The organism is Mucilaginibacter sp. OK098 (assembly GCF_900142915.1).
Classification (GTDB): Bacteria; Bacteroidota; Bacteroidia; order Sphingobacteriales; family Sphingobacteriaceae; genus Mucilaginibacter.
On record NZ_FRCM01000008.1, the window covers coordinates 319262 to 332892 of the forward strand.

General features: G+C 39.1%; 16 protein-coding genes. 3 read left to right on the top strand and 13 right to left on the bottom strand.

What is annotated here, in order from left to right:
• Positions 1–294 precede the first annotated feature (294 nt).
• On the top strand, positions 295–1140 hold the full coding sequence (gene accD, locus BUE31_RS25725) for an acetyl-CoA carboxylase, carboxyltransferase subunit beta (RefSeq protein ID WP_073406734.1): 846 nt from the start codon (positions 295–297) through the stop codon (positions 1138–1140).
• Positions 1141–1215: 75 nt separating this feature from the next.
• Here accD and BUE31_RS25730 read toward each other — a convergent pair whose 3' ends face one another.
• The 4 genes from BUE31_RS25730 to glmM all read right to left on the bottom strand — a co-directional run bounded on the left by BUE31_RS25730 (position 1216) and on the right by glmM (position 4613).
• Positions 1216–1449: a hypothetical protein gene (locus tag BUE31_RS25730; protein ID WP_073406735.1), complete on the bottom strand. Its 234-nt coding sequence runs from the start codon at positions 1447–1449 to the stop codon at positions 1216–1218.
• Positions 1450–1552: 103 nt separating this feature from the next.
• Positions 1553–1852: a hypothetical protein gene (locus BUE31_RS25735; RefSeq protein WP_073406736.1), complete on the bottom strand. Its 300-nt coding sequence runs from the start codon at positions 1850–1852 to the stop codon at positions 1553–1555.
• 106 nt (positions 1853–1958) lie between these two features.
• A complete protein-coding gene (locus tag BUE31_RS25740; RefSeq protein WP_073406737.1) occupies positions 1959–3095 on the bottom strand; it encodes a cysteine desulfurase family protein in 1137 nt (378 codons plus the stop codon).
• Positions 3096–3224: 129 nt separating this feature from the next.
• Positions 3225–4613, bottom strand: a complete 1389-nt coding sequence (glmM, locus tag BUE31_RS25745; protein WP_073406738.1) for a phosphoglucosamine mutase — start codon at positions 4611–4613, stop codon at positions 3225–3227.
• A gap of 128 nt (positions 4614–4741) precedes the next feature.
• Between glmM and BUE31_RS25750 the strand changes: the two genes are divergently transcribed.
• On the top strand, positions 4742–5305 hold the full coding sequence (locus tag BUE31_RS25750; protein ID WP_073406739.1) for a phosphatase PAP2 family protein: 564 nt from the start codon (positions 4742–4744) through the stop codon (positions 5303–5305).
• Between the two features lie 78 nt (positions 5306–5383).
• Here BUE31_RS25750 and BUE31_RS25755 read toward each other — a convergent pair whose 3' ends face one another.
• The 9 genes from BUE31_RS25755 to BUE31_RS25790 all read right to left on the bottom strand — a co-directional run bounded on the left by BUE31_RS25755 (position 5384) and on the right by BUE31_RS25790 (position 11583).
• Positions 5384–5833, bottom strand: a complete 450-nt coding sequence (locus BUE31_RS25755; protein ID WP_073406740.1) for a MarR family winged helix-turn-helix transcriptional regulator — start codon at positions 5831–5833, stop codon at positions 5384–5386.
• 33 nt (positions 5834–5866) lie between these two features.
• Entirely contained in the window at positions 5867–6025 is a 159-nt protein-coding gene (locus tag BUE31_RS31190) for a DUF5522 domain-containing protein (protein ID WP_159440746.1), read from the bottom strand.
• Position 6026: 1 nt separating this feature from the next.
• On the bottom strand, positions 6027–6989 hold the full coding sequence (locus BUE31_RS25760) for an MBL fold metallo-hydrolase (RefSeq protein ID WP_234997907.1): 963 nt from the start codon (positions 6987–6989) through the stop codon (positions 6027–6029).
• 61 nt (positions 6990–7050) lie between these two features.
• Positions 7051–7650 (bottom strand): dephospho-CoA kinase, encoded by a 600-nt coding sequence (gene coaE, locus BUE31_RS25765; protein WP_073406742.1) that lies wholly within the window; start codon positions 7648–7650, stop codon positions 7051–7053.
• Positions 7650–8597, bottom strand: a complete 948-nt coding sequence (locus BUE31_RS25770) for a YbbR-like domain-containing protein (protein ID WP_073406743.1) — start codon at positions 8595–8597, stop codon at positions 7650–7652. Before BUE31_RS25770 ends, coaE begins: the two co-directional genes overlap by 1 nt.
• A gap of 128 nt (positions 8598–8725) precedes the next feature.
• Entirely contained in the window at positions 8726–9049 is a 324-nt protein-coding gene (gene yajC, locus BUE31_RS25775) for a preprotein translocase subunit YajC (protein ID WP_073406744.1), read from the bottom strand.
• Between the two features lie 19 nt (positions 9050–9068).
• On the bottom strand, positions 9069–9497 hold the full coding sequence (locus BUE31_RS25780) for a DUF1573 domain-containing protein (protein ID WP_073406745.1): 429 nt from the start codon (positions 9495–9497) through the stop codon (positions 9069–9071).
• Positions 9498–9501: 4 nt separating this feature from the next.
• Positions 9502–10449: a transcription antitermination factor NusB gene (gene nusB / locus BUE31_RS25785; RefSeq protein WP_073406746.1), complete on the bottom strand. Its 948-nt coding sequence runs from the start codon at positions 10447–10449 to the stop codon at positions 9502–9504.
• 48 nt (positions 10450–10497) lie between these two features.
• The gene (locus BUE31_RS25790; protein WP_073406747.1) at positions 10498–11583 is read right to left on the bottom strand and encodes a Glu/Leu/Phe/Val family dehydrogenase; all 1086 of its coding nucleotides are present in this window, start codon (positions 11581–11583) and stop codon (positions 10498–10500) included.
• A 238-nt stretch (positions 11584–11821) separates the two neighbouring features.
• Between BUE31_RS25790 and BUE31_RS25795 the strand changes: the two genes are divergently transcribed.
• On the top strand, positions 11822–13609 hold the full coding sequence (locus BUE31_RS25795) for an ABC transporter ATP-binding protein (RefSeq protein WP_073406748.1): 1788 nt from the start codon (positions 11822–11824) through the stop codon (positions 13607–13609).
• Positions 13610–13631 lie beyond the last annotated feature (22 nt).

Sequence of the window (13631 nt, forward strand, 5' to 3'; positions counted from 1 at the left end):
TCATAGCTAATAGTCAACTTTATAAAGCGAACTTTTTAAATGTTTTTGAATAAACAATTGTTAATTATGTTTATCCTAAAAACCATCATTAAAATCATTGCTAAATTTAAATTTTCACAATAATCAGCGGCAGGTTGAAAAAAAGACTACAGGCCGAACAACCTTGTATTACAGCGCAATTAAACATTTTTATCTCATATCTCTCATCTCACATCTCATATCTCTGTTATAACATCTCATATCTCAAAAAAAATTTCGTTTCTTTGCATTCAATTGAAAGAGTTAGATATAGATATGGCTTGGTTTAAACGTGAGATCAAAGGGATAATTACGACCACTGAGGAAAAGAAGGAAGCCCCCGATGGCATCTGGAACAAATGCCCTGAATGTAAGAAACCTCTTCACTACTCCGAACAGGTTGAAAATCAATATGTTTGTCACTATTGCGGTTATCACCTTCGCATAGGTTCAAAGGAATACTTCTCTATCCTTTTTGATAATAACGAGTTTACAGAACTATTCCCTGACCTGATCTCAGGCGATCCCTTACATTTTGAAGACACCAAAAAATATACCGACAGGCTGAAAGAAACCATGAGCAAAACTGGTTTAAAGGATGCTATCAGAGCGGGAGCGGGTAGCATTGGCGGGCAACCGCTGGTTATCGCCTGTATGGATTTTAACTTTATTGGTGGCTCAATGGGATCTGTAGTAGGCGAGAAAATTGCCCGCTCCATTGATTATTGTATTGCAAATAAAGTCCCTTTCCTGATGATCTCAAAATCAGGCGGTGCGCGGATGATGGAAGCGGCATTTTCATTAATGCAGATGGCTAAAACTTCGGCTAAGCTTGCTTTGCTATCACAAGCTAAAATACCTTATATATCCTTATTAACCGATCCTACTACGGGTGGTGTTACCGCATCATACGCTATGCTGGGCGATATTAATATTGCAGAACCTGGCTCATTAATAGGCTTTGCCGGACCACGCGTTATAAAAGAAACTATAAAAAAGGATCTTCCAAAAGGGTTCCAGACTGCTGAGTTTGTACTGGAACACGGATTTTTGGATTTTATAGTGGACCGCAGGGAAATGAAGGAAAGATTGTCTTCATTTTTAAAGATGATGGTAAATTAAAAGCATTAAATATTCTCATATAAAAAGAGGTTGCCAAAAGCAACCTCTTTTTATTTAAAAGGCTCAGGTCGAATCTTATTTAAAAATTCCTGCATTCAGCGTGGTAGGCCCATCTACCCATCGGCTCATTTTATCCCAGTTGGGTCCTTCAACCCCGGTGTTTTCCCTGCCCATATAATTTCTTAACCTGGGATCGCCTCCTTTATTAATTTCGGCGGCGCTAGCTTTTTCAGCATTTGAAAAGGGCCTTGTAGCATGATTTTTGTCATCTTCCATCTTTTTAAAAAGATCTTTCTCAAAACTTTCCATAACCTATGATTTAATTTATAATTGGAGCTATTAAAATAAAAAAGGCTATCGATACCGATAGCCTTCCGTTTAAATACTGATCTATTATCAGAAAATTATTGTCTTATAAACTTTCGGTACCCGGCTCATGACCAACCATTCTGCCTGTCGTTCGTCCATGATTACTGGGTTTGAAATTAGTTTCAGGATTCCCAACCGAAGGGAATTCCTTTTGATTTGGAGGGGTAACATCTGTTTGCTCGCTGTACGAGGCGTCGTTACCTTCCTGCTGTTGCTCTTGTTCAATTTGGTGCGGATAACCTGATTTTTCTTGTTCAGACGCTCTCTTTTCAGGAATTTCGTTCGGGCGACCCTGGCCGGGACGTTCCTGATTTTTTCCGGAATTTTGATTATTTGAATTCATGGCACTTAAATTTATATTAAATATACCACCAATTTCAAGGTTTTGTTTTATAAATTATAAAAAAAATCCTACTTCAAAGAAATTTGACTATATAAAAGCAAACAACTTAAGCGCTTACCAGGCAAAGCTCACGAACCTTTGCAACTGTAAAATCTACCTCTTCTTTGGTACTGTACTTTGAAAAAGAAAATCTTACTGATGGCCTTGACGAGCTGGCGCCAATAGCTGTCAATACATGCGAGCCAATATCACTACCCGAACTGCATGCGCTGCCGCCTGATGCTGAAATACCGGCTATATCAAGGTTAAACAGTAGCATATCTGCCATATCCATTTCAGGAAACTGCACATTTAATACGGTATATAAACTCTTTGCAGGATCAGTTTCACCATTAAAATTTATACCAGGGATGCTTTCAAGCAACTGATCAATCATATAGGTTTTTAAACCCTGGATATGCTTTTGATGCTGCTCCATTTCGCTGTAGGCTATCTCCAATGCTTTGGCAAGGCCTACTATTCCGTAAATATTTTCGGTACCACCGCGCATGTTGCGCTCCTGCGCACCACCATATATTAAAGGTTTTATTTTTATGCGATGGTTTATATGTAAAAAGCCTACCCCCTTGGGGCCATGCAATTTGTGCCCGGCACAAACCAGGAAATGAGCCTTCAGCTTGCTCAGGTCGTGCTGGTAATGGCCCATTGTTTGCACGGTATCACAATGATAAATAGCATTATATGCCTCGCAAAGATCGCCTACCCGTTCCATATCAGACAGGGTGCCTATCTCGTTATTGGCATGCATTAATGATACAAAGCTGCGTTCGTTATCTTTTAATAGGGTTTCCAGGTGATCATAATCAACACTTCCTTTACTGTCAACATCAACAAAGCTCAACTTTATAACACCTGCCTTTTCAAGCGCTTCCATGGTATGCAGAACAGCGTGGTGCTCTAACCGGCTGGTTATAGCATGCTTAATATTATGATCATTAATACCACATCTTATAGCCATATTATCAGCCTCTGTACCGCTTGAGGTAAAAAAGATCTCGGCAGGTGATGTGTGCAGCAGGTTAGCTATAGTTTTGCGCGATCTTTCAATCAGTGTTCTTGCCTCCCGCCCATGTGAATGAATAGATGAAGGATTGCCGTAAGTGCTCTCCATAACAGTATACATTGTTTTCAGCACTTCAGGATCTAGCGGTGTGGTTGCAGCATTATCAAAATAAACACGCATTTTGTAGTAATTATTGATTGTATGAATTAATGAATTAGCGATTTGTCGCATCGTTAATTCACCACATTTTTTTTTGTTATTTTATTTTCTTCCGGTCTTTCGGACTTTACTGACTTTCGGACTCCTACCCTAACTCAATTTTAAAATCTCTTTTATATCGGCAATTATCTTATTGGCTAAATTATTCGCCACTGTTTCTGAATTACCTTCTGAGTAAATACGAATAATAGGTTCGGTATTTGACTTGCGCAAATGTACCCATTCTTTGTCAAATTCTATTTTCAGGCCATCAATTGTGCTGTATGGCTGTTTATTATATTTTTCTTCAACCTTTAACAGCAATGCATCAATATCCATTTCGGGTGTTAGGGTGATTTTATTTTTTGAGATAAAATAACCGGGATAAGTACTTCTTAAATTAGATACCGATTTACCATATTTTGCCAGGTGGGTTAAAAACAAGGCTATGCCTACTAAAGCGTCCCTGCCGTAATGCAGTTCAGGATAAATCACCCCGCCATTGCCCTCACCACCTATTACAGCATTTACTTCCTTCATTTTTTTAACCACATTCACCTCTCCTACTGCCGCCGCATTGTATTCACCACCGGCGCTTTCGGTAACATCACGCAACGCACGGGTTGATGAAAGATTTGATACCGTATTGCCTTTGGTATGCTTTAAAACATAATCAGCAACGGCAACCAGTGTATACTCCTCGCCAAAAACATTACCATCCTCACAAACAAAGCAAAGACGGTCAACATCAGGATCAACAGCTATACCCAGGTCAGCTCTTTTGTTTACTACCTCTTTTGAAAGCGCAACAAGATTCTCGGGCAATGGCTCGGGGTTATGCGGAAAATTACCATCAGGCACACAATATAGCTCATGAATAGTTTTTACACCCAAAGCTTTTAGCAAAGCAGGCACAAATATGCCACCGGTTGAGTTAACGCAATCAATAACAATTTTAAAATCAGCTTTGGCAATTGCAGCTACATCAACTAAAGGCAGTGCAAGTATTTTATCTATATGTTTTTGTAAATAGTTATCACTATCGTCAACCTTGCCAAGGTCATTTACGTCAGCAAACTTAAAGTCACTATTTTCGGCTATTTCAAGCACCTCCTTACCATCCGCATCGCTAATAAATTCACCATCTGCATTTAACAGTTTCAGTGCATTCCATTGCTTTGGGTTATGGCTCGCGGTTAAAATAATGCCACCTGCAGCTTTTTCATCAGGTACGGCTATCTCAACCGTAGGGGTTGTTGAAAGGCCGAGGTCTATTACATCTATACCCAGCCCCTGCAAGGTGCCAATAACAAGACTGTTTACCATATTGCCGGAGATACGTGCATCGCGCCCAAGCACAATTTTTTTAATTCCGCTTTTATTAACGGCCCAGGTACCGTATGCAGCAGTAAATTTTACAATATCCAAGGGGGTTAAACCCTCGCCAACCGCACCACCTATGGTACCTCTTATTCCCGAAATTGATTTTATTAGTGTCAAAATGTAAATGTTTGTTGTGGCGCAAAAATAAGATATTTAACCGAAGCAATAATAAAAATCGTATTGTTTTAACCCCCGCCTAATTAGTTATATTTACCGCTTTGTTAATTTAAGCTATTAGGAAAGCAATGCCTGATTACCTTTTACAGCTCGACCGGCATTTATTTTATTTCATTAATCACGACCTGGCTAACCCGTTCTTCGACTGGGTAATGCCATGGCTGCGGAATCCTAAATTCTGGATCCCGCTGTACCTGTTTATAATTGGTTTTTGTATTTATAAATTTAAAAAGCAAGGCTTAATAATCATACTACTATTAGCGCTATCAGCAGGGCTTGCAGATTTTACAAGCGCAAGCATTATAAAGCAACTGGTTAAAAGAGACAGACCATGTCGCGACGTAGTTGTTTCAAAAACAGATATTGTCCGCGTAGCATGCGGAACGGGTTATAGCTTTCCATCCACCCATGCAACAGATCATTTTGCAATGGCTTTTTTCCTGATCATGCTGTTTCAAAAAAAATGGAGATGGATCTGGCTTTGGGGAATCCTTTGGGCTGGCACAATCAGCTTTGCACAGGTATATGTAGGCGTACATTTCCCAATTGATGTTTTTTGCGGAGCTATTTATGGGATGTTTGTGGGGTGGATGTTTTCTATCCTGTTTAAGAAGATCCTGCCAGGCTTTTAATTTCGGATGTTTGATTTCGGAATTCTTCTAATTCTTATTCCAAAATCCGAAATCGAACATCCGAAATCCGAAATACACCTACCCTCTTAACTTGTCCAGCAAATCGCTTAACTGGCCGGCCTCTTCTTCAGTTAAATTATTTTGGAGCAGGTCTTTGATTTTAAAATCCTCGTCCATCTTGGCCAGTATTGCAAGGCCCTGATCGCTGATCCTTATATCAACTGCGCGACGGTCCTTTGTATTTGTACAACGGGATACCATGCCTTTTTGAACAAGACGATCCACAATGCGTGAGGCGTCCGACATTTTATCAACCATCCTGTCTTTCAGTAAATTTACAGTAGCCGGTTTTGGATATTGGCCTCTCAAAATTCTTAATATGTTAAATTGTTGCAGCGTTATATTATTTTTTTCGAAAAGATGACGTGATTGGTTATTTACCCAGCTGTAGGTATATGAAATATTAATAACCGCTTTCTGATAGTTGTTTTCAAATTTGCTGCTTTGTATTTCTTCGTCTATCCGCATAAATATTAACTCTCTTAATACAAATATCCTTAATTATTTCTTAACATCCTTAGCCTGTTTGGCTTTTCCATAATCCCAGGGGCAGTTTAGGCATTTATTTTTACAGCAATACCCGCGTTTTAAGTGGTATTCTTTTGTAAAAACCAAATTACCATCTGCATTTATGTAATAATCAATACCTTCTACAAGCATTTCAGTTCAAAATTTTTACAAAAATATGATCCCCAAAATACTTTTTCAAATGCATTCCGTTGCCATGCAGTGTCCATATTTGTACGGGTTTTACATGTTCGATAGCCTGCAAAATATCATTCCAATCTACATGGTCAGATATAAACAGCGTATCCTGCTGGTTTACCTGCAAATTTTTCCACCCCGAAGCAAACAACCTTTTAACACCTGTAGCTCTTATATAACTATCAAAGGTAAAAGGTGGCACAATGTAAACAAACTCCTCCTGGCTTTTCATCAGCTTGCGGCCATATAGCTGGCATTTACCCGGTGCAAATCCCATTTTTTCATAAATGGTGTTAATAGGCATTATGCGGTGATGCACCAATATTTTCTTTTGCGGCGCATGTTCATTTATCATATTTATCAACCTTTGGCTTTTTCCCAAACCATAAGCGCCAAGCAGGACGTTGATTTTTATGTCGTTCAGCTTTTTTATCTCTTCAACCGGGTCCGGGTGTAAAACTGCAGGATCGGCAAAGGTGCTTTCGGTTATCAGTACATCGGCATTTACCCATTCAATAGGCTCACAGGTTGCATCAGGCTGAACTTTATAGTCACCAGTATACAAATATTTCGCCCCTTTATATTCCATTAAAACCTGGGCCGATCCTAACATATGCCCTGCAGGTATAAATGTTATTTCAACGCCCCCAATATTAAACGTTGAATTATAGGCAGCAATATTAAACACCTTACCGGCATTTTTACCGTACCGCAGCTTCATAAAAGCATGTGTGGCTTCGGTACAATAAATGTTTGTATTACCTGGAATAGCGTGGTCTGCATGGGCATGAGAGATCACTGCATTTGCAACAGGCTGCAAAGGATCTAAGTAAAAATCGCCGTATTTACAATAAAGGCCGTTGAGGTTGAAACTTAGAAAATCTTCTATTATATCATTGGTCATTGTGTCATTAGTCATTGGGTTGGCTGGCTTAAATAGGATATAATTTATTTCCTAATACATAAAAGAGAAACAATGACTAATGACCAATGCCTAATGACAAAAGCTCCTGATGCAATTCCAAAACCTGGGGTATTACTAATTGCACATCATCATTTTTAATTGTATAATCGGCTAATGCTGTTTTCTTTTCTTCTGAAAACTGTTTGGAGTTGCGACTTTCAACCTCGGTGCGGCTTAAGCCATCCCTTTGCATTACACGTTTTATCCTTGTTTCAATGGGAGCCTGAACCATTATGGAGTAATCGCACATTTTGTACGAATCGCTTTCAAACAACAGTGCAGCTTCCTTTAAAATATAGGGTACATCTCTAACTTGTTTAACCCATTCATCAAAAGCTCTGAAAGTTGCCGGATGTACCAGCGAATTTAATTTTGCAAGTTGCTCAGCATCGTTAAAAACAATATCCGCTATATGCTTACGGTTTAAAGAGCCATCGTCAAAATAGGAAAGCTTGCCAAAGGCTGATTGAATACCTTTAATAAGGATTTGATCTTTTACCATTACCTCCTTGGCTGCATCATCAGCATAAAAAACAGGGACCCCCAACAGCTCAAACACTTTGCTGACAGTAGTTTTGCCGCTGCCTATATTGCCGGTTAATCCTATTTTGAGCATTACTTTTTTATAATAAAGTCAATATTCTGTGGTTCTATTTTTACTATTTTACTATACGCGGGCGATTTAAAGATCACAACCGGCAATACTTTATAGCCATGCTTTCTCCATAGGTCAAGATCTACCGTTGCTTCAAAAAAGTCTTCATCAGTTTGGGCATACCTGCTTAATGAGGTGGTAAATGTTACTTTAACCTTTTGAGGGAAGATCTTTACATCGTCATAATCATGGTTATTGATCAGCTTAACCGGGATCTCCAGCGTTTTTTCAGTATATTCATCAACAGGCAGCGTTACTTCCACATTTTTAGGAAATACACTCACATTTCCTTCCTTAACCGGCTGAAGCGTTAAACGGGTATTAATAGTTTCACTAATGCTATCCAGCTTTAGCGTGTCAGATTTCCAGGTTAGTATATTATCAATAACATTTGCCGGGCCATTTACAATAACATAGGCAGGGTTAAGTGTAATATTACCCGATTGTGAGAACTGGTGCTTATACATTACCGAGGTTACCAGCTCAATAGGCACCCTTTTTACTTTACGGTTCGAAAAATCAAAATAAAGCGTATCAGGGTTAAAGCTTGTTATTTGCTGATCTATTTCTTTTTTACTATTTACCTGGCTTAACTGCGAGCTAAGCACAACATAGCTTTTGTACTCAAGCGACCGGAGATCAATTGAAATAGAATTCACTTCATTATGCATTTTTGAGAATAGCATTTGCCACCCGCTGCCATTTATAGTGGCATTCACTGTATCAGACTGCAACGAATGGAAGGCGCGTTTTTGAGGCGTGTTCTTAAAATTTAACGCTTCTTTAACGGTATAGCTGTAGGTGTTTGACAATACGGTAAAGATCCAGGCAAGAACGGCCAGTACCAGGCATGTAAAAAATGCCGATGCTCTTCTTCGTTCTGTTGCAGATAATTTTATTATTGCCATTTTTGAAAAAGGTAAAAGGTGAAAGGTTAAGGGTTAAAGGTAAAAATCAAAAGGTGAAAGGTAAGGCTTAAAACCTTTTGCCTTTCACCTTTAACCTTTCACCTCTCTTATTACCCTTAGCCTTTTACCTAAGCCTTAGTAACTACAGCTGGCGTATTCAGCGCCTTTGAAGCTTCTAAAGATATTGCCGTTTTATCGAAACGGATCTTACCGTTGTCAACTTCAACTAAAAAGGTGGTTTCATTAACGTCAATTATTCTGCCGTGGATGCCGGCAGTTGTAACTACCTTATCGCCCTTTTTTAACTCGTTAACATATTTTTTTTGATCTTTTTGTTTTTTTACCTGTGGCCTTATCATAAAGAAGTAAAAAACCACTGCAATTAAACCGAAAGTTATAATTTGCTGAATCCCAAATCCTGAACCAGCTTGTAATAAAATAGTTGCTATCATTTTAAATTTATATAATTTTTTATTTTGTGGTTACCTCACCAATTAAATGAACCCTGTTTTGTGCGGGATTAGTATTGGCTGTAATTGTTATTTGTTTATCCTGCAGCCCCATTTTTGCAGCGCTGTCAAAAGTAACGTGGATAGCGCCGCTTTCACCTGGTTTAACAGGTGTTTTAGGCCATTCAGGCTTGGTACATCCGCAGGTGGCAACAGCATCTGTAATAATTAATGGTGTTTTGCCTGTATTGGTAAATTTAAAATCATAGGTAACCTTATCGCCGGTTTTGATCTTACCAAAATCGTGCGTTTCTTTTTCAAATTTCATTACCGGTGCATTGGCAGCATTAGCCGTGGTGGAATTATCAGCCGTTGTACTACCGGTTTTGTTTGAATTACAGGCAGTCATTAACATTCCTGCCGCTATTAAGCTTAAAAAAAGGTTTTTCATGTAATTATTCAATTAATCCTCTGCCTATTTTCTTTATTTTATTCTGAGTTTTCAGGTCGCCCAAAATCTTGTCTAATATACCGTTTATAAATGAATTACTTTTGGGTGTACTAAACTCCTTAGAGATTTCAAGGTATTCATTAATGGTAACTTTAACCGGGATAGACGTGAAATTAACAAACTCGGCAATAGCCATTTTCATTAATAAAGTATCCATCATTGCAATACGGTCAGGTTCCCAATTTTGAGTTTTACCGGTTATTAACAGCTGGTAATCCGCATCGTGACGAATGCTTTCTTCAAACAAATTAACAATAAACTCCCTGTCTTCTTCCCAATTGCCGGTTACCTCGGCTAATTCATTCAGCCCGGGCTCATCATGTGAAAAGTTTTTAAATGTCTTTGCAATTAATGCCTGTAAAACATCTTTATCCACCGGCCAGTATAAAAACATATCTTCAAAAACCTGCTCGGCAATTGATGATTTTAAGATCACCTTTTTGAAAATGAATTTAATAATGTCTTTATCGGTTTGGATAGTGTCACCCGTCTTTTTCAGGTACTCTTTATAATCCTCGGAATTTTTAAGGATAATAAATAAAGATTTTACCAACTCGGGTTCAAAACTCCATTCTACTTTGTACTTTTTAAGCCCTGCTAAATAATCTTTGTTCTCATGCAGGGAAAGAATAAACCTGTTGCTCAGAATTTTAACATTAGCATTGAGGTCATCAGCCGTAGGTAAATACTTGTTTGCCCTTTCTTCGGCATCATTTGCTGCATAGCTCGTAATTTCTGAAATTAATGACAGCATCCAGATATACATTTCGTATACCTTATCAATTGTTTGCAATAGATATTTTTCATGCTGTTTGATGTCGCCGCTGTTTGATTGGTGATAAGCGTATAACGACTGAAGAACTTTTACCCTTAGGTGTCTGCGGTTTAACATTTTGTAAGAACGATTTTAGCCCACAAAGTTAGTGGGTTATTTGGTATTTTAATAGGTTGATTTCACTTTTTTAATATCAGCAATTCTTTTTTCGGCAATTTTATTAGCGGCATCAGTTGTAGAAATGCTTTCGGCTTTAGAAAGCTTTAAAACATTACGGGTAGCTTCGTAAATATTTTCGGTTAGCTGCATGGTTCTTTTTTTACTAAAGCCCATTAGTTCTGAGTAGCAGTTAATAATTCCTCCTGCATTTATTACATAATCCGGTGCAAATAATATGCCTTTTTCAAGCAGCATTTGCCCGTGAATATTTTCGTCCTCCAACTGGTTATTAGCCGAACCAGCTATAATAGCACACTTAAGCTTATTAATTGTTTGTGTGTTAATGGTTGCACCCAACGCACACGGGGCATAAATATCGGCATCAATATCAAAAATAGTATTGTTTGAAACCGCTTCGGCGCCATATTTTTTGGCTACCTGCCCTAAAAGATCCTCATTAATGTCGCTGGCGTAAACTTTTGCATTTTCATCGCGCAGCAGTTTCACCAGTTTTTCGCCCACATGCCCAATCCCCTGCACGATTACTGATCTGCCGGCTAAGTTATCATTGCCATAAAGCTCTTTTATACAAGCCTTTATTCCCATAAAAACCCCCAGAGCAGTTATTGGAGAAGGGTCGCCGCTACCACCTATGGTTTCAGGCACCCCAGTAACATGCTGGGTTTCCATCCTGATGTATTCCATATCCCGCGGGTTGGTGCCCACATCTTCCGCTGTAATAAATTCGCCGTTAAGGTTTTTTATAAAGCGGCCAAACTTACGCAGCAAAGCCTCTGTTTTATCCTTATGCGAATCGCCTATGATAACTGCTTTACCACCGCCCAGGTTAAGACCTGCAATAGCAGATTTATAAGTCATGCTTTTCGACAGCCTTAATACATCATACAAAGCATCAGCTTCTGATTTATAAGCCCACATACGCGTGCCGCCCAAAGCGGGACCAAGCGTGGTATCATGAATGGCTATTATTGCTTTTAAACCTGTATCGGGATCGCTGCAAAACACAACTTTCTTATGTCCGTAAGCCTCAAGCTGGCTAAATATTGATTCACTGGAGTTTGAATTCGGCATCAGAGGTAACAAGGTAAATAATTCCTTTCGGATTGGACAAAAGTATGTGTTTTTTTTATTGCAGCAAACTTTTGTTTAGACCGAATGTCCGAAAAGTTCGAAAGTCTAAAAGAAATTGGCGGTATTGGAAGTTGGTGTACTAGCTTACACGGCATATTAACTTGAATAATTAATTACATTAACCTACTTTTGAACTTTCCGACTTTCGAACTTTTCGGACTTTCGGACTTTCAACTTTATGAAGGACCTCGCATACCTCAACAAATTTTTCTATAAATACCGCTGGCGACTTATTCCCGGTGTCTTGTTTGTTATAATTTCAAATATTTTTGGGGTGTTACCGGCGCAGGTTATCAGGGTGGCATTTGACCTGGTTACTGAAAACATAGCCCTTTACCGTCTTTTCTCCGGCTTTAACAGGCAGGATGTTATTTACCAGATCTTTGGCTCTAGCCTGCTTTTATTTGGGATCCTGGTGCTGGTGTTAGCTTTATTGCGCGGTTTGTTCCTGTTTTTTATGAGACAAACCATTATCCTGATGTCGCGGCATATTGAGTATGATTTGAAGAACGAGATCTACCATCATTATCAAAAACTGTCCCTCGCTTTTTATCGACGCCACAATACCGGCGACCTTATGAACAGGGTAACCGAAGATGTTAGCCGGGTGCGCATGTACCTTGGGCCGGGTATTATGTATACCATAAATACAGTGGTACTTTTTATAATGGTTATTTACGTTATGCTTACCGTAAATGTAAGGCTTGCCATATTTTCCGTATTGCCCTTACCCATCTTAGCCATAATAATATACTACGTAAATAATACCATCAACTTTAGAAGCGAAAAGATCCAGCAGAGATTATCAGCCCTTTCAAGCTTTGTGCAGGAAAATTTTTCAGGGATCAGGGTTATCAAATCATATGTGCGCGAAGGGCATGTAACCGGCAAGTTTGCTGCTGAGAGTGAAAATTATAAAACACACTCCATGGAACTTGTTAAAGTACAGGCCATGTTTTATCCTTTAATGCTGCTGCTGGTTGGCTTAAGTAACGTTATAACTATGTACATAGGCGGCATTGAAGTAATGAAGGGTAACATTACATCGGGTAATATTGCCGAGTTTATAGTTTACCTTAATATGCTTACTTTCCCGGTTATCTCATTAGGCTGGGTTACTTCGCTTATTCAGCGGGCAGCTGCATCACAAAAACGGATTAATGAATTTTTACAGCAACAGCCGGAGATCATATCGCCGAATGTTGAAAAAATATCTGTAAACGGACATATCGAATTTAATAATGTATCCTTCATTTATCCTGATACCGGCATCCAGGCGCTAAAAAATGTGTCATTTACGGCCAACCCCGGCGAAATGATTGCAATTATTGGTCGCACAGGTTCGGGAAAATCAACTATCGCCAATTTAATTATGCGGATGTATGATACTACCGGTGGCGAGATTTTGGTTGACCGGGTAGCCATAAATAAGCTCAACCTGGAAGGTTACCGGTCGCAAATAGGCTTTGTACCGCAAGAGGTGTTCCTGTTTTCAGATACGATAGCCAATAATATTGCTTTCAGCGCTGATGTTTTAGATATGCATAAAGTATCGCAAGCCGCAAAAGATGCCGCCGTTTATACAAATATCATGGAACTTGAACAAGGTTTTGAAACGCTGATAGGCGAGCGCGGCATAACACTTTCAGGCGGACAAAAGCAACGCGTTTCAATAGCGCGTGCAATAGTTAAACATCCGCAGATCCTGATCTTTGATGATTGCCTGTCGGCTGTTGATACCCGTACAGAGGAAGAAATATTAAATAACCTTGGCCGTAATATGCAGGGCAAAACCAGTATAATTATTGCCCATCGGATCTCGACTATAAAAAATGCCGATAAAATTTTGGTGATGGATAATGGTGAAATTATTGAACAGGGAACCCATGCTTACCTAATGCAGCAAAAAGGCGTTTATTTCGAATTATACGAAAAGCAGCTGCTGGAAGAGGAAGAAAACGTGTAAAAGAGATCAAAAAATAGAATAA

Excerpts from the sequence above, each read along its gene's own strand:
- BUE31_RS25735 (WP_073406736.1), bottom strand. The coding sequence starts at position 1,852 with ATGAATTCAAATAATCAAAATTCCGGAAAAAATCAGGAACGTCCCGGC.
- BUE31_RS25760 (WP_234997907.1), bottom strand. The coding sequence starts at position 6,989 with ATGACTAATGACACAATGACCAATGATATAATAGAAGATTTTCTAAGT.
- accD (WP_073406734.1), top strand. The coding sequence starts at position 295 with ATGGCTTGGTTTAAACGTGAGATCAAAGGGATAATTACGACCACTGAG.
- BUE31_RS25740 (WP_073406737.1), bottom strand. The coding sequence starts at position 3,095 with ATGCGTGTTTATTTTGATAATGCTGCAACCACACCGCTAGATCCTGAA.
- coaE (WP_073406742.1), bottom strand. The coding sequence starts at position 7,650 with ATGCTCAAAATAGGATTAACCGGCAATATAGGCAGCGGCAAAACTACT.
- yajC (WP_073406744.1), bottom strand. The coding sequence starts at position 9,049 with ATGATAGCAACTATTTTATTACAAGCTGGTTCAGGATTTGGGATTCAG.
- BUE31_RS25750 (WP_073406739.1), top strand. The coding sequence starts at position 4,742 with ATGCCTGATTACCTTTTACAGCTCGACCGGCATTTATTTTATTTCATT.
- BUE31_RS25755 (WP_073406740.1), bottom strand. The coding sequence starts at position 5,833 with ATGCGGATAGACGAAGAAATACAAAGCAGCAAATTTGAAAACAACTAT.
- BUE31_RS25780 (WP_073406745.1), bottom strand. The coding sequence starts at position 9,497 with ATGAAAAACCTTTTTTTAAGCTTAATAGCGGCAGGAATGTTAATGACT.
- BUE31_RS25795 (WP_073406748.1), top strand. The coding sequence starts at position 11,822 with ATGAAGGACCTCGCATACCTCAACAAATTTTTCTATAAATACCGCTGG.
- BUE31_RS25770 (WP_073406743.1), bottom strand. The coding sequence starts at position 8,597 with ATGGCAATAATAAAATTATCTGCAACAGAACGAAGAAGAGCATCGGCA.
- BUE31_RS25730 (WP_073406735.1), bottom strand. The coding sequence starts at position 1,449 with ATGGAAAGTTTTGAGAAAGATCTTTTTAAAAAGATGGAAGATGACAAA.
- BUE31_RS25790 (WP_073406747.1), bottom strand. The coding sequence starts at position 11,583 with ATGCCGAATTCAAACTCCAGTGAATCAATATTTAGCCAGCTTGAGGCT.
- nusB (WP_073406746.1), bottom strand. The coding sequence starts at position 10,449 with ATGTTAAACCGCAGACACCTAAGGGTAAAAGTTCTTCAGTCGTTATAC.
- BUE31_RS31190 (WP_159440746.1), bottom strand. The coding sequence starts at position 6,025 with ATGCTTGTAGAAGGTATTGATTATTACATAAATGCAGATGGTAATTTG.